General features: G+C 69.8%; 18 protein-coding genes. 8 read left to right on the top strand and 10 right to left on the bottom strand.

Annotation, left to right across the window (positions count from 1 at the left end; translation table 11 throughout):
• Positions 1–49: 49 nt before the first annotated feature.
• Positions 50–610, bottom strand: coding sequence for a GNAT family N-acetyltransferase (locus DMH01_RS11645; RefSeq protein WP_233621471.1), 561 nt, complete (start codon positions 608–610; stop codon positions 50–52).
• Between the two features lie 59 nt (positions 611–669).
• On the opposite strand from DMH01_RS11645, the gene DMH01_RS11640 reads away from it, so the two are divergent.
• Positions 670–1,890, top strand: a complete 1,221-nt coding sequence (locus DMH01_RS11640) for a winged helix-turn-helix domain-containing protein (protein WP_125675877.1) — start codon at positions 670–672, stop codon at positions 1,888–1,890.
• 462 nt (positions 1,891–2,352) lie between these two features.
• Here DMH01_RS11640 and DMH01_RS11635 read toward each other — a convergent pair whose 3' ends face one another.
• Together DMH01_RS11635 and DMH01_RS11630 are read right to left on the bottom strand one after the other, a co-directional pair.
• Positions 2,353–3,261, bottom strand: coding sequence for a DUF4097 family beta strand repeat-containing protein (locus DMH01_RS11635; protein ID WP_125675875.1), 909 nt, complete (start codon positions 3,259–3,261; stop codon positions 2,353–2,355).
• An 11-nt stretch (positions 3,262–3,272) separates the two neighbouring features.
• Entirely contained in the window at positions 3,273–3,797 is a 525-nt protein-coding gene (locus DMH01_RS11630) for a toxin-antitoxin system HicB family antitoxin (RefSeq protein ID WP_034312170.1), read from the bottom strand.
• Positions 3,798–3,930: 133 nt separating this feature from the next.
• On the opposite strand from DMH01_RS11630, the gene thyX reads away from it, so the two are divergent.
• The 6 genes from thyX (at position 3,931) to DMH01_RS11600 (ending at position 11,437) form a co-directional block, all read left to right on the top strand.
• Entirely contained in the window at positions 3,931–4,683 is a 753-nt protein-coding gene (thyX, locus tag DMH01_RS11625) for an FAD-dependent thymidylate synthase (RefSeq protein WP_007029376.1), read from the top strand.
• The gene (locus DMH01_RS11620; RefSeq protein ID WP_125675873.1) at positions 4,683–5,075 is read left to right on the top strand and encodes an ACT domain-containing protein; all 393 of its coding nucleotides are present in this window, start codon (positions 4,683–4,685) and stop codon (positions 5,073–5,075) included. The genes thyX and DMH01_RS11620 overlap by 1 nt, the downstream gene beginning before the upstream one ends.
• An 82-nt stretch (positions 5,076–5,157) precedes the next feature.
• A complete protein-coding gene (locus DMH01_RS11615) occupies positions 5,158–6,660 on the top strand; it encodes a serine/threonine-protein kinase (RefSeq protein WP_125675871.1) in 1,503 nt (500 codons plus the stop codon).
• 110 nt (positions 6,661–6,770) lie between these two features.
• On the top strand, positions 6,771–7,784 hold the full coding sequence (gene dapA, locus DMH01_RS11610; RefSeq protein ID WP_034312161.1) for a 4-hydroxy-tetrahydrodipicolinate synthase: 1,014 nt from the start codon (positions 6,771–6,773) through the stop codon (positions 7,782–7,784).
• The gene (locus tag DMH01_RS11605) at positions 7,781–9,478 is read left to right on the top strand and encodes a ribonuclease J (RefSeq protein ID WP_185927423.1); all 1,698 of its coding nucleotides are present in this window, start codon (positions 7,781–7,783) and stop codon (positions 9,476–9,478) included. The genes dapA and DMH01_RS11605 overlap by 4 nt, the downstream gene beginning before the upstream one ends.
• 399 nt (positions 9,479–9,877) lie before the next feature.
• Complete coding sequence (locus tag DMH01_RS11600) at positions 9,878–11,437, top strand: VWA domain-containing protein (protein WP_125675869.1); 1,560 nt, start codon at positions 9,878–9,880, stop codon at positions 11,435–11,437.
• On the opposite strand, the gene DMH01_RS11595 is transcribed toward DMH01_RS11600, so the two are convergent.
• Positions 11,367–12,776, bottom strand: a complete 1,410-nt coding sequence (locus DMH01_RS11595; protein WP_125675867.1) for an amino acid permease — start codon at positions 12,774–12,776, stop codon at positions 11,367–11,369. The two genes, DMH01_RS11600 and DMH01_RS11595, sit on opposite strands and share 71 nt — an antisense overlap.
• A gap of 152 nt (positions 12,777–12,928) precedes the next feature.
• Between DMH01_RS11595 and DMH01_RS11590 the strand changes: the two genes are divergently transcribed.
• The gene (locus DMH01_RS11590) at positions 12,929–13,519 is read left to right on the top strand and encodes a DUF305 domain-containing protein (RefSeq protein WP_125675865.1); all 591 of its coding nucleotides are present in this window, start codon (positions 12,929–12,931) and stop codon (positions 13,517–13,519) included.
• On the opposite strand, the gene DMH01_RS11585 is transcribed toward DMH01_RS11590, so the two are convergent.
• From DMH01_RS11585 to DMH01_RS11560, 6 genes are all read right to left on the bottom strand, one after another.
• Positions 13,496–14,467, bottom strand: a complete 972-nt coding sequence (locus DMH01_RS11585; protein WP_125675863.1) for a DMT family transporter — start codon at positions 14,465–14,467, stop codon at positions 13,496–13,498. The genes DMH01_RS11590 and DMH01_RS11585 overlap by 24 nt on opposite strands.
• Positions 14,468–14,610: 143 nt before the next feature.
• A complete protein-coding gene (locus tag DMH01_RS11580; protein ID WP_125675861.1) occupies positions 14,611–15,159 on the bottom strand; it encodes a hypothetical protein in 549 nt (182 codons plus the stop codon).
• A 71-nt stretch (positions 15,160–15,230) separates the two neighbouring features.
• Positions 15,231–16,763 (bottom strand): alpha/beta hydrolase, encoded by a 1,533-nt coding sequence (locus tag DMH01_RS11575; protein ID WP_125675859.1) that lies wholly within the window; start codon positions 16,761–16,763, stop codon positions 15,231–15,233.
• The gene (locus DMH01_RS11570; RefSeq protein WP_125675857.1) at positions 16,763–17,053 is read right to left on the bottom strand and encodes a hypothetical protein; all 291 of its coding nucleotides are present in this window, start codon (positions 17,051–17,053) and stop codon (positions 16,763–16,765) included. The genes DMH01_RS11575 and DMH01_RS11570 overlap by 1 nt, the downstream gene beginning before the upstream one ends.
• A 70-nt stretch (positions 17,054–17,123) precedes the next feature.
• The gene (gene wrbA / locus DMH01_RS11565) at positions 17,124–17,738 is read right to left on the bottom strand and encodes an NAD(P)H:quinone oxidoreductase (protein WP_125675855.1); all 615 of its coding nucleotides are present in this window, start codon (positions 17,736–17,738) and stop codon (positions 17,124–17,126) included.
• Positions 17,739–17,786: 48 nt separating this feature from the next.
• Positions 17,787–18,596, bottom strand: a complete 810-nt coding sequence (locus DMH01_RS11560; protein ID WP_199745440.1) for a 1-acyl-sn-glycerol-3-phosphate acyltransferase — start codon at positions 18,594–18,596, stop codon at positions 17,787–17,789.
• Between the last annotated feature and the right edge of the window lie 176 nt (positions 18,597–18,772).

Below are 18,772 nucleotides of genomic sequence, written 5' to 3'. Positions count from 1 at the left end.
CGAAGGCGTCTTCATGTACTCGGTGATGCGCTGGGTCGTGTTCGCGAAGTCAGGGAGCGAGTTCGAGGTCGAGACCGCCGGTGAGCCGGACTTCGCGCACGTTCGTGCTTCCGGTGTCGAGGATGCGGACGGTCCCGTCGGGCGACCAGCCCGCGCGGCGGAAGAAGCCCAGTGACGCGTGATCGGTCTGGGCGACCCAGCTGATCCCGCGCGTGGCGCCGTCCTCGCGCAGCCAGGCGGACGCGTTCGCCAGCAGCCGTCCCGCGTGCCCGCGCCGTCCCCAGCGCGGTTCGACCAGCAGCGAGGCGATGAGCGCCGTCGTCGAAGCGTCGTCAGGCAGTGCTCCGTCCGCGGTGGACACCTCGCTCTCCGGAGCGCGGCCGGCGACACAGAAACCGACGGTGAACTCGCCTTCGGTGGCGACGAAGACCCGCGTGCCCGGGTACTCGATCGTTTCGGCCCAGGTCTTCTCGAGTTCCACGTCCTCGAGCCCGGCGACAGCCGCTTCGCCGAGCAACTCCGTGTAGGCGCTTCGCCAGGTGTCGCGTTGGATGCGCGCGATTTCAGGGGCGTCGGACACGACTGCTGGGCGGACTGCGGCGGTGGCCATGCTGCGCAGATTAGCGGTGTCGCGGAAAACTGTCGGTGGTGGATGGCAGCATGCGGACGATGAGCACTACGACCATCAGCGGGCCGGTCGCGCGCCGGATCGCGCTGGCCGCACAGGGGTTCGCCGAGGCACGTCCGGGCGGAGCGGTGACCAGGCGGCATCTGCAACGCGTGCTGTCGCGAATCCAGTTGCTGCAACTGGATTCGGTGAACGTCGCGGTCCGCGCGCACTACATGCCGCTGTTCTCCCGGCTCGGCGCGTACGAGCCCGCGCTGGTGGACGACGCGGCCTGGTCCCACTCCGCGCGCAAACCCCGGCTGCTGGTCGAAACCTGGGCCCACGAGGCGAGTCTGCTGCCGATCACGGACTGGCCGCTCCTGCGGTCCGGGGCGAAACGCATGGGCTGGTGGACGAACTACGCGCGAGTGCTGGAGCAGACGCCGCAGCTGGTGGACAACATCCTCACCGTGGTGAAGGAACACGGACCGATCGGCGCGGGCGGTATCGAGCGTGTGCTGGAGAGTGAGTCGGGCGGTACCAAACCCGGCTCGTGGTGGGAGCGGTCCGAGGTCAAGAAGGCCTGCGAGTGGCTCTTCGGCATGGGGCAGCTGACCACCGGCACGCGCCGGTCGTTCGAGCGGCTTTACGACCTGACCGAACGCGTCGTCCCGCCGGAGATCCTTTCGCTCACCGTGAGCCCGGAGGAAGGCGCCCGCGAACTGATCACGCGCGCGGCCGTCGCGCTGGGCATCGGCACCGAACCGGATCTGCGGGACTACTACCGGCTCGGCCCTGACGTCAGCAAACGGGCGGTGGCCGAACTGGTCGAGGAGGGTGTGCTCGAACCGGTGACCGTGGACGGATGGCCCGCCCCGGCGTACCGGCACGTCGCGGCGAAGGCGCCTCGCCGCGTCACCGGCCGGGCATTGCTGTCGCCGTTCGACCCGCTGATCTGGGAACGTGCCCGCACCGAGCGCATCTTCGACTTCTTCTACCGCATCGAGATCTACGTGCCCGAGCCGAAGCGGATCTACGGGTACTACGTGTTCCCGTTCCTGCTCGACGGCGAACTCGTCGGCCGGGTGGACCTCAAGTGCGATCGGGCCGCCGGAGTGCTTCGCGTTCAAGGCGCTTTCGCCGAGCCCGGGGTGGATGTCGCGCGGGTCGCGAGCGAGCTGGCGGGCGAGTTGCGGCTGATGGCGGAATGGCAGGGGCTGGACGGGGTCGTGGTGGGGGAGCGGGGCGACCTTGCGCCGGTGCTTTCGCGCCTCGTGCGCTGATCCGCTCGCGCCGGGATGTCACGTGACTGAACGGACGACACGCGTGATCAGACGGACGACACGCGTGACTGGATGGACGACACGACCGCGGCCGGGTTTCGCCGCGAGTCGTCCGTCCAATCACGTGTGTCGTCCATCCCAACACGGGTGTCGTCCGTCTGATCACGCGAAACCGCCACCGCGCCTAAGACACCTTTGGTCTTGACTGTCCGTCACACGCGGCTGCTGTGACTGCTGGTGCAGGAACGTGGCGGTCATCAAGGCGGTGAAGGCTCGCTGCGCCCCCACTGCGGTTGCGAAAGCCACGTTCGCAACGTTGAGTGTTGCGAAAGTGGCTTTCGCAACACTCAACTTACGGACGGCACTGGTCGGCAGGGGGCGGTGAAACGAGCGAGGGACCTTCGCTCCCACCCCCGTGGAAAGTGAGAGCAAAGGTCCCTCGATCCCCCTGCGGCCCGCGGCTCAGCTGGCCGCGCTGGTCACCACCGCGTCGCCGGTACCGGTGCGCGCCCGCACCTTCAGCGAAACCTCCGAAGGCGCGGTCTCCGCGACCTCCAGTTCGCTCGACACCGAACCGGTCGTCGACGAAAGATCGATCTCCGCCTGGACGCCGCCGCGGATCCCGACCCGGACTTCACCCGATCCGGTGGTCAGCTCCAGCGTCCCGGAGGCGGCGTCCGCCACCGAGAGGGAGCCGCTGCCGGTACGCGCCAGGACTTCGCCCGCGACCTCGCCGAGCCAGACGTCTCCCGTGCCGGTCGCGAGCGTGGCCGAACCGCTCACCGAGGCAGCCTCGACCGAGCCGCTGCCGGTGCGCAGCTGAAGCCCGGACAGGGTCGGCCCGAGTTTGATGTCGCCGGTGCCGGTGCGGACGATCGCCGAACCGTCGGCCCGTTCGAGACCGATCTTTCCGGCGCCGGTCAGGAGGTCGGCCCGCCCGGCGGAGCCGGTGACCGTGACGTCGGCCGCCCCGGCCCGCACCTCCAGATGCGAACCGGCGGGCGCCCGGACGGTCACGGCGAGCGGGACGTTCTTCAGCTGCCAGGCCTTCGGCGCCTGGACGACCAGCCGGTTGCCGACCTTCTCGATCCGCGTCTGCGCCACGGCGTCGCCAACCGAACCCGCCGGTGAACCGCCGAGCTGGTCGCCGAAGCGTTCGCCGACCCAGCTGAGCAGGCTCGTCATCCCGTCCACCCACGGCTGCTGTTCGCCGCCGTCCCGGCGGACCTCGGCGTGGACGCCGCTCTCGCCGGTCAGTTCGATGGTCACCCGGCCGATGCCCACGCTCACGTCGACCTCGATCGGGCCCTCGGCCTCGAAGTCCTCGACCCGCACGGTCTCTTCACCCGCGGGAGTGTTTTCCTCGCTCATTTCCGTCCCCCTCAGCCCTGGACCCAGCCGTGCAGGTGTGAACCGGCACCGCCGCCCGGCTTCTGCTTGTAGTGCCAGTGCTCGCTGCCGCTCTTGCCCAGCGCCCCCTGGACGGCTTGCGAGACGAACGTGTTCAGCGAGACGCCCTGAGCGGCGGCCGCGGCTTCGGCCTGGCCTTTGACCTGCTCGAACAGGCGCAGCGTGATGCGGGTGATGTCGCCCGTGTCCACCTTGGGCGCGCGCGGGGCCTCCCGCGGCGCCTCTTGGCGGGGCGCGGACTGCTCGGAGCCCTCGGCGGAGCCGGTGACGACGACGCGCACGTCGCGGCCGTCGAGCCGGACGTCGACGACGTGCCCCGGCAGCGCCGAAGTCACTTCGGCGGCCAGGTCGGCGAGGGCGTTCATGATGGTCAGGCGGGCGGCGGGCTCCAGCGCCGACGACAGCAGCGCGGCAGCGCGCCGAGTCTGCTCGTCGCCGGCCGAAGCCGTGTTCGCGAGGTCCTCGCGAAGGCTTGTGATGTACGGCGTCAGATCCATGACACCACTATGACGTCACTTCTGATGTCAGTCAAGGAGGCCATGACGTCACCGTGATGTCGCCCCGGCGTCAAACCGGGTTGCGGTTACGCTGCCCGGAGTCGTGGAGCAGGGGTCGTAAAGGAGTGCGAACGTGGCCGAGACCGTGTCACCCAAGGTTCAACTGATCGCGAAGACGGAGTTCTTCCCGCCGTCGGACGTACCGTGGTCGACCGATGCCGACGGTGGTGAGGCGCTGGCCGAATTCGCGGGCCGGGCCTGCTACCAGTCCTGGAAGAAGCCGAACCCGAAGACGGCCACCAACGCCGGCTACCTCGAGCACATCATCGACGTCGGCCACCTTTCGGTGCTGGAGCACGGATCCGTCAGCTTCTACATCACCGGGATCTCCCGCTCGCTGACGCACGAGCTGATCCGCCACCGGCACTTCTCCTACTCGCAGCTTTCGCAGCGCTACGTGCCGGAGCGCGACGCCGCGTTCGTCGAGCCCGACGTCATCGCGCAGGACCCGGAGCTGCACGCCAAGTTCCTCGCCGCCTCGCAGGCCGCCGTCGACGCCTACACCGAGCTGCTCGCCGGCCTGGAGGAGAAGTTCGCCGACGTGCCGAGCGCCACCCTGCGCCGCAAGCAGGCCCGCCAGGCCGCCCGCGCCGTGCTGCCGAACGCGACCGAGACCCGCATCGTGGTCACCGGCAACTACCGCGCCTGGCGGCACTTCATCGCGATGCGCGCCACCGAGCACGCCGACGTCGAGATCCGCGCCCTGGCCATCGAGTGCCTGCGTGAGCTGCAGAAGGCTTCGAGCAACGTGTTCGCGGACTTCACCATTTCCGCGCTGCCCGACGGCACCGAGGTCGCGTCCAGCCCGAAGGTCCTCGAGGGCTGATGCGACGCCTCGCGATCGACGTCCGGCCCGGCGAGTACGCGGTCGCCCGCCTCGCCCCGGACGCGCCGGTGCCGGCGAACCTGCTCGACCCCGGCGAGCCCGTGCTGATCTCGATCACGCGGACGCCGGAGGAGCTGTCGGTGATCTGCCCGGCCGGTCTCGCACCCGCCGGGGCCACCGTCGAGGACGGCTGGCGGCTGTTGTCGGTGCGCGGGCCGCTGGCCTTCACGCTGACCGGCATCATCGCGGCGCTGTCCAGCGAGCTGGCCGCCGCCGGGGTGGCGCTGTTCTCGATGTCCACTTTCGACACCGACCACGTGCTGGTCCGGGCTCCCGAGCTGGAACGCGCGGTGAAGGCGCTCCGGGAAGCCGGGCACGAGGTCACGGTCTGATCCACGAGCTCGGCGAAGGAACCTTTCGGAGCGCGAACGGGTCCGAGTTAGCATCCTGCGCGAACCGAAGGAGCACCGAACCTTGACCGACGAACAGACCCGTCCGTACGGGCCGCCCCAGCAGACGCATCAGGCCGCCGGCGCGCGGATCGTCGCCGGCCGATACGCCCTGCTGGGCGAGCTCGGCCGCGGCGGGATGGGCATCGTCTGGCGCGCACAGGACCAGGTGATCGGCCGTCAGGTGGCGATCAAGGAGCTGAAGTTCCCGAACGCGCCCGAGGACGCCTCGGTGCTGACGGAGCGGATGCTGCGCGAGGTCCGCTCCGCCGGTCGTCTCAACGACCCGGCCGTGGTCACCGTGTACGACGTCGTCACCGAGAACGGCGCGACCTACATCGTGATGGAGCTGGTCGAGGCGCCGACGCTGGCCGACCTGGTGCGCGATCACGGTCCGCTGCCAGCCCAGCAGATCGCGCTGGTGGGGGAGCGGGTGCTGTCCGCGCTGCGGGCCGCGCACGCCGCCGGGATCGTGCACCGCGACGTCAAACCCGCGAACATCATGGTCGCGGCGGACGGGCGGGTGAAGCTCACCGACTTCGGCATCGCGCACGCCGCCGACGACCCGCGCCTGACCACCAGCGGCATGATCGTCGGCTCGCCCGCGTTCATGGCGCCGGAACGGGTCGAGGGCCGGGACGCGATGCCCGAATCCGACCTCTGGTCGCTGGGCACGACGCTGTTCTTCGCCGCGGAGGGCATCGTCGCGTTCGAACGGTCGACCACCGCCGCGACGCTGCACGCGATCATGACCGAGGCCCCGTACCTGACCAGGGTCCAGGGCCCGCTGGCCGCCGCGATCCTCGGCCTGCTGGTCACCAAACCCGAGGCGCGGATGTCGTACGACCAGGTGCGCAGCCTGCTGGCGGCCGCGCAGGGCGTGCAGGCCCAGCCGACGCCGCCCTCGGGCGGCACCGCGATGATGCCGCAGTCCGGCCAGCCGATGACCCGGCTCGCCCCGGCCCCCGCGAAGCGCAATCTGCGCCCGCTGTGGCTGAGCCTGGCCGCGGTCGCCGTGATCGGCGCGCTGGTCGGCGGGATCTTCCTCGGCCGCTGGATGGCCGCGCCGGCGGGGAACAACCAGGCCCAGCCCACCCTGACCTACGGCATCAACGGGCAGATCAAGCTCGGTTCCTCCGGTGACTGCTACAACGTGCCGCTCAAAGAGGGCGTCAACCTGAACGACGGCATCAGTTGCGGCAAGGACCACCTGCTGGAGGTCTTCGCCAAGGGCAGCCTGCTCGAAGTCCAGTCCTATTCGGACGACGACGCCCAGGTCGCGGTGTATCCCGGCGCGGACGCGGTCAACCGGATCGCCGAGTCGCTGTGCTCGGCGACCTTCAATTCGAACGTCGTGCCCGGGGTACAGCGGGCCTCGCTGACCTGGCGGGCCGTCGTGCCGACCGAAGCCGAATGGAACCGGCCGCCCAACGAGGACGACCGGAGCTACTCGCGCGGCTACTTCTGCCTGCTCGCCAAGACCGACGGCAGCCAGATCCCCGCGCAGATCACGACCAAGGTCAAATAGCTCACAGAGAGTTTGCGCCGAGTTCGCCTTCGTCGCGGAAAATCTCCCGCATTCTCGGGAACGACCACGTCGGCAAGGGGTTCGGCGCTCGCAGGAGGTACCTTCTCAGCATGTCCACTCCACCAACCGCAGCGCCGGGAAGACCGTTCGGGCGCGTGCTCACCGCGATGGCCACCCCCTTCGACGCCGACGGCGCGCTGGACCTGAAGCGGGCGCAGGAGCTGGCCGAACACCTCGTGGAACTGGGCAACGACGGTCTCGTCGTGAACGGCACGACCGGGGAGAGCCCCACCACGACCGACGCCGAGAAGGCCGAGCTGGTCCGCGCCGTCGTCGAAGCCGTCGGCGACCGCGCGACGATCGTCGCCGGGGCGGGCACGAACAACACCGCGCACAGCATCGAGCAGGCGAAGCAGGCCGAAGCGGCGGGCGCGCACGGCATCCTCGTCGTCACGCCGTACTACTCGCGGCCCAGCCAGGCCGGGCTCTACGCGCACTTCACCACGGTCGCCGACGCCACCGAGCTGCCGGTGATGCTCTACGACATCCCGCCGCGCTCGATCGTCCCCATCGAGGTCGACACGCTGCTGCGGCTGGCCGAGCACCCGCGCATCCTCGCGGTCAAGGACGCCAAGGGCGACCTGATCGCCGGCTCCGAGGTCATCGCGAACACCCAGCTCGCCTACTACTCCGGTGACGACGGCCTCAACCTCCCGTGGGTCTCCGTCGGCGGCACCGGCGTGGTCAGCGTGATCGGGCACGTCGTGGCGGGCCGCATCCGCGGCATGATGGACGCCTACGAGTCCGGCGACACCTCCACCGCGCGCACCAACCACCGCGGCATGCTGCCGGTCCTGCGGGCGATGTCCCGGGTCGGCGGGGTGGCGTTCTCGAAGGCGGCCCTGCGGCTGCGCGGATTCGACATCGGTGACCCGCGGCTGCCCATCGTGGCCGCGAACGACGAGCAGCTCCAGGCGATTTCCGCGGATCTCGCCCAGGGAGGCGTGCCGCTCGGGGAAAGCGCCGCCAGTGACTGGCATGGTGCACGAGTGGCACAAGCAGATTCAGCGGCGGCCTACACGGCGCCGACCTCACATACCAGCGTAGGGACCATGCCTCGGTGAGTTCATTGCCAACCGGACCAGGACCGACCACCCCACCGCCCGCGCTGCCCGAAGGCGCCTTGCGCGTGGTCGCGCTCGGCGGGATCGGCGAAGTCGGCCGCAACATGACCGTCTTCGAGTTCGGCGGCCGTCTGCTGATCGTCGACTGCGGGGTGCTCTTCCCCGAAGACGACCAGCCCGGCGTCGACCTGATCCTGCCCGACTTCCGCGCGATCGAAGACCGCCTCGAGGACATTGACGGCCTCGTCCTCACCCACGGGCACGAGGACCACATCGGCGCCGTCCCGTTCCTGCTGCGGCTGGTCCCGGACCTGAAGATCTACGGCTCCCGGTTCACGAACGCGCTGCTCGCGGCCAAGGCCAAGGAGCACCGGCAGCGGCCGAACCTGATCGAGGTCCGCGAGGGCGAGCGACGCAAGGTCGGCGAGTTCGACCTCGAGTTCTTCGCGGTCAACCACTCGATCCCGGACGCGCTCGCGGTGGCCATCCGCACGCCCGCGGGTGTCGTGCTGCACACCGGTGACATCAAGCTCGACCAGCTCCCGCTCGACGGCAGGCTGACCGACCTCGCCGGGTTCTCCCGGCTCGGCGACGAGGGCGTGGACCTGTTCTGCGTCGACTCGACCAACGCCGAGGTGCCCGGCTTCGTCATGCCGGAACGCGACATCGGCCCGGTGCTCGACGACGTCGTCCGCAAGGTCGGCCAGCGTGTCATCGTCGCCTGTTTCGCGAGCCACGTGCACCGCGTCCAGCAGGTGCTCGACGCCGCCGTCCGGCATGGCCGCCGGGTCGCCTTCGTCGGCCGGTCGATGGTCCGGAACATGGGCATCGCCGCCGACCTCGGGCTGCTGAACGTGCCCGACGGCCTGCTGGTCAACCTCGACCAGGCGGGCGACCTGCCCGAGAGCAAGGTGCTGTTCGTGTCGACCGGTTCGCAGGGCGAGCCGCTGTCGGCGCTGTCGCGGATGGCGCGCGGCGAGCACCGGCAGATCTCGATCCGCGCCGGCGACACCGTCGTGCTGGCCAGCTCGATGATCCCGGGCAACGAGACCGCCGTCTTCGGCGTCGTCAACGGCCTCACCCGGCTGGGCGCGAACGTCGTGCACCAGGGCAACGCCAAGGTGCACGTGTCCGGGCACGCGTCGGCGGGCGAGCTGCTGTACCTGTACAACGCGGTGCGCCCCAGCAACGTCATGCCGGTGCACGGCGAGTGGAAGCACCTGCGCGCCAACGGCGAACTGGCCGTCCGCACCGGCGTCGCGCCGGAGAACGTGGTCATCGCCGAGGACGGCGTCGTGGTCGACCTCGTCGACGGCAAGGCCACGCGGACCGGCCGCGTCGAGGTCGGGCACGTGTACGTCGACGGCCTCTCGGTCGGCGACGTCGGCGAGTCGACCTTGTCCGACCGGCTCGTGCTCGGCGAAGGCGGCTTCATCGCCATCACGGTCGCCGTCGACACCAGCACCGGCCGCGCGGTGACGCGCCCGACGGTGTCCGGACGCGGGTTCTCCGACGACCCGAAGGCGCTCGACGCCGTGCTCCCGATGGTGGAGATGGAACTCGCGAGGACCGAGGCCGAGGGCATCACCGACACGCACCGCATCGCGCAGGCCGTGCGCCGCGTCGTCGGCCGCTGGGTCGCCGACACCTACCGGCGCCGTCCGATGATCGTGCCGACGGTCATCCCCGTCTAGCCCCGAACGCGCGTGAAGGCCCCCTTCCTCCATCCATGCCCCCGCCGCCGCCCTCAACGGACGCGCTGGCGCGCGCATGCCTGAATTCCATCAGCCGAGGGAAGGGGGCCTTCACGCGCGAGTGGCGGCCGCGAGCAGCAGGGCGAAGGCGACCGTGATCGCCTGGCCGAAGAGGGCGTTGCGGGCTTTGCGCTGTTCCGCACGAGTGGGCCGGTTCATCACGAATTCCCCCGATTTCGAGTGCTTTCCTTACCGGGCAAGTGTTCCGCGACCCGTGTCGGGGCACCTCCCGCCTCGGTGGGGTCTTTCTCCGCCGAAAGTCGCAGCCTTCCCCTAGGGGTGCTCGCGGCGTACCCTCGGACGCTCCTCGAACCCCATGCCGGGAGACCGGGAGAGTCCATGGGACGCCACGCCACCACCCGGACCCGAAGACGGATACTGCTCCCGTTGCTGGCGCTCGCGCTGGCGGCCGTGCTCGGCGCGGCCACGTGGGTCGCGGTGGCCATGGAGAGGTCCGAACCCGCCTGCGAGCCCGTGCGGGTGGTCGTCGCCGCGTCACCCGACATCGCGCCCGCGGTCACCGAGGCCGCCCGGACCCTCGCTCTCGCCTGCGTCGCTTTCGACGTGCAGCCCAGGGAATCCGGCCAACTGCCGGAAGAGCTGTCCGGAACCGCGCCCAAGCCCCAAGCCTGGATCCCGTCCTCGACGCTGTTCCTCGGGCGGGCCGAAGGTGCTCCCGCCTCCGGGCCGTCGATCGCCAGTTCGCCGGTGGTGCTCGCGGTCGCGGAGCCGGTCGCGCGGTCGCTCGGCTGGCCCCGCAAGTCGCTGACCTGGCCGGAAGTGCTCGACGGTGCCGGAGTCGCCGCGGGAATGCCGGATCCGGTACATGATCCCGCCGGGGTGTCCGCGCTGCTCGCACTGCGCGAAGTCACGAAGGGCGCTTCGGATCCCGCCGCCGCGTACGTGGCTCTGCTCCGGAAGTTCTCCGCCACCACATCCGGCGCGACGGCGTACCCCGCGGCGGAGAACGCGGTGCTGCGGCACAACTCCGGGCTTCTCGAAGGCGAAACCGCGCTGGTGGCCGTGTACTCACCCGACGCTCCAGCGCTCGACTACCCGTTCGTCGAGCTCGCGGGAGCGACCCCGCAGCAGGGCAAGGCCGTCGCGGAACTGAAACGCACCCTGCTGTACGGAGCCGCGACAGGTCCGCGATCCGACTTGCGCGCCCCCGGCGGGCAAGCGTTGCGGCTCACGGAAACCGATCAACGCGTCGAGGCACAGGGACAGCGCAGCGCCGAGATCCCGGCCGCCGAGGAGGTCGCCAAGGCGCTCAGCCAGTGGGCCGGGGTGAACGCGAGCGCCCGGGTCCAGGTGTTGATCGACGTGTCCGGTTCGATGAGCGCGCCGGTCCCGGGAACCGGCAAGTCCCGGCTGCGGGTCACACTTGAGGCGGCGGAGAACGCCTTGCACCTGTTCAAATCCACGTCACAGGTCCGTTTTCTGGCCTTCGCGACCAAAGTGGACGGTGAGCGGGATTACCGGGAGATCCTGCCGATGGCGCCGATCCGTCAGCAGCTGGCCGCCGTCGACCGGTTGCGCGCCGTCCGCGCCGTGCCGGACGGGCAGACCGGGCTCTACGACAGCGTCCTCGACGTCTACCGGCTGGCGCATGAGGAATGGGAGCGGGGGAAGCTGAACCTCGTCATCGTGATGACCGACGGCCGCAACACCGATCCCGGCGGTATCAGTCGCGAGAACCTGGTGGCGGAGCTGGGAAAGCTGAGCGACCGGGACCGCCCGGTGCCGTTGATCGCCATCGGGATCGGGCCGGAGGCCGACGAGACCGAACTCCGTCAGCTCGTCGCGCCCGCCGGCGGCCAGGCCTTTCTCAGCCGTGATCCCGCGAAGATCGGAGAGGTGTTTTACGGCGCTCTGGGCCGGATCGCCGGCGCTGGATGAAGTAGACGCCGAGGATCACCGCCAGGCTGATCAGGCTCAGGTACAGCTGTGCCCGCGTGTCCGCGTCGACGAACAGCATCGAGGCGACCACGGCCAGCGTCCCGGCGAGGGTGAGCCAGCTCAGCCACGGGTAGCCCCACATGCGCAGCTTCAGCCGTTCCGGCGCTTCGGCCTCCAGGCGCCGCCGCATCCGGAGCTGTGAGCCGGCGATGATCGCGTAGACGAACAACGCGACCGCCCCGGCGGAGTTGATGATGAAGTAGAAGATCTTGTCCGGGGACACGAAGTTCATCACCACGGCCACGTAACCGACCGAAGTGGACACCAGGATCGCCTTCCACGGCACGCCGCGCCGGTTCGTGTCCGCGATCCACTTCGGCGCCCAGCCGTTGCCGCGCAACGCGAACAGCATGCGAGAAGCGGTGTACAGGCCCGAATTCAGCACCGACAGCACGGCCGTCAGCACCACCGCGCTGACCACGGTCTCGGCGGCGGGGATGCCGAACCGGCCGAACGCGGCGGCGAACGGGCTCGTCGTGGTCGGGATGTCACGCCAGCCGGTGATCATCACCAGCAGCGTCACGGAGCCGACGTAGAACACGATGACCCGCCAGACGATCGACGAGGTCGCCTTGCGCACGGCCGTCTCGGGTTCTCGCGATTCCGCGGCGGCGATGGTGACGATCTCCGCGCCGAAGTAGGAGAAGATCACGATCACCACCCCGTGTACCACCGAGAACGGGCCGTTGGCCAGGAAACCGTCCTGCGCGATGTTGCCGACCGAGAACGATCCGCCTGGCCAGGCCCCGAGCACGAACAGGATGCCCACCACGAGGAACACCACGATCGTGGCGATCTTGACCGACGCGAGCCAGAACTCCGTCTCCCCGAACGAGCGGGCCGAAGCGAGGTTGGTCGCGGTCAGCAGCAGCATCAGCACGAGCGAGAAGATCCATTGCGGCACAACGGGAATCCACGTCTGCAGGATCTTCGCCCCGGCGACCGCCTCGAACGCGACCACGCCGACCCAGAAGTACCAGTACAGCCAGCCGACGGTGAAGCCCGCCCAGCCGCCCAGCGAGGTCCGCGCGTATTCCATGAAGGACCCCTGTGACGGCGCGGCCGTCGCCATCTCGCCCAGCATCCGCATCACCAGCACGACGATCAGGCCGCCGATGGCGTAGGAGAGGACGGCCGCCGGGCCGACGGTGTGGATCACCGCGCCGCTGCCGATGAACAGGCTCGCGCCGATGATGCCGCCGAGCGCGATCATCCGGACGTGGCGTTGCCGCAGTTCCGGGCGCAGCCCCGCCCGTTCGGTCGTGGTTTCTGCGCCCATTCGCGGTGACCCCCTGTCGGAGTGACGACGGATCGCGGGATTGTCGCACCGCGGGCCCGGGAGGAAAAGTGTTTGCGCAACCCCCGGTGAACAGGCCGATGTGGACTCTGCCAACCTAGGCACCTCCACCGCGCGTTCCGAGGAGCTCTTCGATGCCGCACGCCGTCCTCCGGTTCCTGCCCGCCGTCGCCCTGGCCGCCGTCGCGCTCGCGGGCTGCTCGGACGAGGCACCCCAGTCGCAGACGGCGCCTCCCGGGTCTTCACCGGTGGCGCAGCAGGCCGCCGTTCCGTTCAACGACGCCGACGTCGCGTTCGCGCGGCAAGCCCTCGCGCACCACCAGCAGGGCGTGGATCTGGCTTCCCTGGCGGAAACCCGCGCGGCGAACGAGCAGCTGAAGGCGCTCGCGAAGCGGGTCATCGACACGCACGAACCGGAGATCGCGCGGCTGTCCGGGCTCATCGAGGCGTGGGGTCAGCCCGCGCCGGACGACCCGAACCTCGAACACATCCAGCGCGACGGGTACATCAGCCCGGGCGACATGGCGGCACTGGCCGGACTGTCCGGAAAGGACTTCGACCGCCAGTTCGCCGCGCGGTTGCTGCGCCAGCGCGAAGCGGGCGTCCGCATCGCCGACACCGAAACCCAGCACGGCCGCAACCCCGACGCCCGCGATCTCGCCGCGACGACCTCGCGTTCGCAGCAGCAGGAGATCAGCGACCTACGGGGCTTCCAGCAGGGTTGAGTCCGTCTGGACGACGTTCGAATTCAGCTGGACGATGTACGCGCCGGTCAGCAGCACTACCGCGCCGGCGGCTTGGATCCAGCTGAGCGCCTCGCCCAGCAGCAGCCAGGCCGCGGTGGCGGCGATCAACGGCTCCACCAGCCCGACGACGCTCGCCACCGACGCCGGGAGATGCCGCAGCGCCGCCATGCCCGTCGCGTAGGCGAGGACGGTCGCGATCAGCACCAGCGCGATCAGCAACGACCACACCGGCGGCTCCCACGGCCCGAACGTCGCCGGGGTGCCGAGGACGCCCCACGGAATCGTCCACGGCGGCGCGACCGCGCACACCAGGACCGCGCCGATCGTCATCCCCCAGGTGACCATGCCGAGCGGATCGCGGTCCGCGACGCCACGCTCGCCCAAGAGGAAATAGCCCGCCGAACAAACGGCCGCGCCCAGCCCGGCGAGCAACCCGAGGACGTCCAGGCTGAGCCCCTCCCAGACCTGCGCGACCAGCATGAGCCCCGTCATCGCCAGCGCGATCCCCGCCCACATCACCCTCGGCAGCCGCACCCGGCGCACGAACCGCACCCACAGCGCGATCAGCACCGGAGAGGTGAACTCGAGCAGGATCGCGATCCCGACCGGGATCCGGCCCGCCGCCAGGAAGTACATGAGCTGGACGCCCGCGACACCGAGCGAGCCGTACGCGAGGAGCAGCGGCCACTCGTTCTTCGTGACTTTGAGGAGCCTCGGCCGGAAGACGGCGACGAGCGCGAGCAGCACGATCGCCGACAGCCCGATGCGGATCGCCGCGACCTGCTCCGGCGACAACCCGGCCTGCATCGCCGGTTTGCCCAGCACACCCGAGGTCCCGAAGAAGAGCGCAGCGAGCAGGATCAGCGTGATGCCCCGGCCGCGACGCGCGACGTGCGGGGCGGGGGCGGCGGCGAGTTCGGCGGTCACGGCCGGAGGGTAGAGGCCGGGTGACCGCGGGTCGACCCGTTTTCCCAGCGGCTGGGCTCGGGCGGGACGGCTGTCCGTGAAGGCCTCCTTGAGGGACTCTGGGTCCCTCAAGGAGGCCTTCACGGACTTCAGGCGGGCTGATGTCAGAAGGACGTGCCGCCGTCGGTCCAGTTCGTCTGGGCGAAGTCCTCGTCGTCGACGGGAGCCCGGCGCGGTTTGCGGACCGGCTCCGGTTCCGGGGGAGCGGCGACCGGTTCCTCGGGTTCGGTGGCTTCGAGGGCCTGGGGTTCGGGCGTGCCGTTCGGCCAGACGCAGGGTGACGTCGCCCCGACATAGAACTTGCCGAGGTCGTTCGCCTTGATCGACATGTCGAAGGCATCGCCGGTGTTGCGGGCGAAGACATACTGATCCGTCGGCCGGGCGTCGGTGAGGATCTTGAAGGCGTGCGATTCCCACCACTGGGTGATCGCGGTGAAATGCTCGGCGAACCGCGCGGAGTCCAGGCCGACAATCTCGTAGGTCGCGGAGATCTCGAACCGGCCCAGCGGTCCTTTGTCGGTGGGGTCCGTGCATTCCGAACGGTTCCGCGTGAACGGCTTCAATGCGGCACCGGCCGGCAATGCCGACAGTGCGCCTTTGATGTACTGCTCGACCTTGTCGCGAGCCTGCTGTTCGGTGATCGTCGATTCCATGTCGTCCCCACCTCCAGGGGAACAGGCCGCCGAGAACATCAGCGAGGCGAGGATGAATATGAGGGACCGGTTCACGTCGTCGGTTTCCCGGCGATGATCTGACCGAGATTGTTCAGCGACGGGTTGTTGTCTTCCCAGTATTCGCTGTGCGCCTCCGTGCTGTACCCGCCCCACCCGTCCGTACCCGGCGCCGACGTGAACACCTGTCCGCCGAAGTCCGCGTCGGTCGGGTCCTGGCCGAGGATCGGGTCGTAGCCGGCGATTTCGACGTTCGCCAGGTTGATCATGTCGTGTTCGGCCACCGTCGCGTGGACGTGCTTGCCGATCTCGTCCTGATTCACGCCGTCGAGATGCAGTTCGCTCACGTCGTGCGCGCCGACGCCGGGGCTCGCCACGAAGACGAGTTCGTCCGCGGCGAGGCCGCCGTCACCGGCCGCGTGCCCGACGACGGTGGTGCCGTAGCTGTGTCCCAGCACCGTGTTGTGCGAAGGCGGTCCTTGGTGTGTTTCCCGTAGCCCGTCCTGGAACTGGTCGAGGGCCGCCTTGCCACCGTCGGCGTACTTGTCGCTCGCGGCGTCGGTGATCTCGTTCGGCGCGTCGTAGCCGAGCCAGGTGATCACGGCGGTCGACGGCGAGCCCGAGGTGGTCGCCGCGGCCCACATCTTGTCCGACCGGTTGAGATCGCCGCCGATCTTCGCCAGTTCCGAGCCCGTCCCCGGCACGTACGTCGCCACGTTCGCGGCGGTGTCGGGATTCCCGGCGGAAACGATCGCCTTGCCGTCGCCGCCGGTGTCCAGTCCCAGCAGGAACGCCTGCGGATCCGACCGGTCCAGCCGCTGTTGGATGGCTTCCAGGCCCTTGAGTTTGGGATCGCCCTGCAGCCGCTCGATCTCGCGGGCGAGGACGGCGCGGTTGGCGGCGTCGCGGTCGGCCGCCGGGACACCGTCGAGATTGCCGATGAGCCCCGGATTTCCTTGCAGCAAAGCGACTTTCGCCGTGTCCGACAGGCTCGCCCACCAAGCCTTGTTGTCGCCGGGGGTGCCGTTCTCTGGTGGACCGATGATCGACAGGCCGCTCTGCGCGGCTCCGGCGTCCGCCGCTTGGGCGAGCGTGCTGCCACCCTGTTCGGTGATCTCGCCACGAAGGGCGCGACGCAGGATCTCGGCGAAATCGGCGTCGACGTCGGCCGCGCGGCGCAGGCCCTGTTCGATCCTGTCGGCCAGCTCCGCCATCACGCGAGCCTGGTCAGGCTGCGGGACGCCGACGGAGATCTCGCCGCCGGCGGCGATGGTCAGGCCGTTCCGGTGCGCCAGTTCGTCGGTCTCCCGCACGAACGCGACGATCCGGTCCAGCGCGATCTGTACTTCGTGAGCGCCTCGCCGGACCGCGGACGCCTCGGCGACGAGCCGCTCCAGGGTGGAGGTCAGCGACGCACCCCGCGTCGCGGCGGCGGTGGCCGCGTCGCCGGTCCAGCCCGTGAAGCGGGCCATGGCTTCCACGTCGTCGTTCGCGGCGATGATCTTGGTGCAGCCGTCGTTGAGCGCGTCGGCGACGCGGCCGATCGCGGCCGGATCCCATCGGCGCACGTCTCCCCAGGTGAGCATCAGACGGGGAGTTCTCGTGACGTCGCGAGCTCGTTCGAGCGATAGCGGACGGCCGCCGCGTCGAGTCGTGCGGAGTAGTCCGCCGTGTTGGCGGCCCAGCCGGGCACCGCGCGACCCCAGGCGTCCGCGAGCAGGCGGGCCGCTTCACCGGATACGCCACCCGGCATACCCGCCGCGACGTCGGCGAGGGTGGCCGCGAGGTCCACCTTCCCGACGTCGTCCGAAGCCCGTTTCGCCGCGCTCGACGCCGCGCCGATCGCCTCCAAGGCCACTTCGTACCCGCCGGCCATCCCGCTTCCTCCCCGTAGCGTGACGCTGTGTGACCACCCTACGACGCGGCAGACGAACTCGCGGTTCCCTTCACCCGTCCTTGAAAAGACCGTCGGCGACGTAGCGCGAAACGGTGGCGAGGCGCCGCCCCTGGAGACGAAGGGCGTCCAGCGCGAGTTCGTCCGGTTCGGCGGATTTGCGCGAGACGAACGAGCCGCCGTACGGATTGCCCGATTCGAGCAGCCGCGGGTCGGTGTAGCCGAGCGGCAGGACGATGGCGCCCCAGTGATAGAAGATGTTGTTCGTCGCCAGCACGGTCGCTTCGAGGCCGCCGTGCGCGGTGGACGCGGTGGTGAACGACGTCGCGACCTTGTTCACCAGCTTTCCCTTGGCCCACAGGCCGCCGGTGCTGTCCAAAAAGGACTTCAGCTGGGCGGCGGGGCCGCCGAACCGGGTCGGGCTCCCGGCCGCGAACCCGTCGGCCCACTCCAGGTCTTCCAGCGTCGCCGTCTCGTGGTGCGGCCCCGCCTCCACCCACGCCTGCCAGCGCGGATTGCTCGCCACCGCACCGGGCGGGGCGGTTTCGGGGACCGTGCGGACGCGGACGTCGGCTTCGGCCTCACGGGCACCGCCGGCCAGCGCCGATGCCAATTTCGCGGTGTTGCCGGTCGCGCTGTAGTAGACGACGAGGATGCGGGTGCTCACGTCCGCCGACCCTAGGCGAACGCGGGCACCCGTCTCAGGATCCGGAACTCAGTACTTCTTCCACGGACTGACGGTGTCGGTCGGCCGCGTCGGGTCGTGGAAGCGCGGCTTGTCGAGTTCGTCGCGGCGCAGCGGGACCAGGCCGTCGGTGATCGCCTGCATGATCTTGGCGTGCGCGCGGACCCCGGCGCCCGGCCGCTCCGGCTCGACCTCCGACAGATCCACCGGATCGCCGAAGTGCACCTTGAACCGCGGCCGCCGCATGGGTGCGCTCAGCCCGGACTTCGCGAGCGGCACCAGGTCAGCGGGCCCGTTGACGGTCTCCGTGCCCCAGTACACGGCTTCGTGCGCGCCCCACTGGCTGATCGGGATCACCGGCACCCCGGCGGCCAGCGCGAGCCGTGCCGCCCCGGTCTTGCCCCGCTCCGGCCACAGGCCGGGGTCGTGGCTGATCCGGCCCTCGGGGTAGACGATCAGCGGGTCGCGGGTGGTCCGGAGCGCTTCGGTGGCTTCGGTGAACTGGCCGATGGCCGTCGACGCCTGTTTGCGGTCGACCCGCAGATGGCCGCTGACCCGCAGCGCCGGGCCGATGACCGGCGCGTCGAGGATGCCGCCCGCCAGCATGAACCGCGGGTTGATGCCGATCCGCTTGCAGGCCGCCATCAGCACGAACGCGTCGAACACGCCGATGTGGTTGGCCGTCATGAGCAAGGGCTTGCGGCGCAGTTCGGCCGAAACCCCGCCGGTGACGGTGAGTTTGCCGACGAAGTTGACCAGCCCCCGGTCGATGTTCAGCATCGTGCGCCAGATGGCCGGGGCGCGGCGAGCCGAATTCTCATCCTGATGCAGCGCGAACATGGGGCAGAGCATGTCATGAACCGCTTTTCACCCGGATGGCCGCTCAAGCTGTGACCTGAGACGAATGTTCTCCGATGTGCTCCGAGTGGCAGCCGGGGCTGGAGGGTCGAGGCGGTTACCGTGGAGACATGGCTAGCGGGTCGACGACCAGGAAACGGAGTACGGCGCGAAGCGGC

The organism is Amycolatopsis sp. WAC 04182 (assembly GCF_003947465.1).
GTDB lineage: Bacteria > Actinomycetota > Actinomycetes > Mycobacteriales > Pseudonocardiaceae > Amycolatopsis.
The sequence above is the reverse complement of the archived record's forward strand: the minus strand, read 5'-3'. Positions and strand labels throughout refer to the sequence as shown.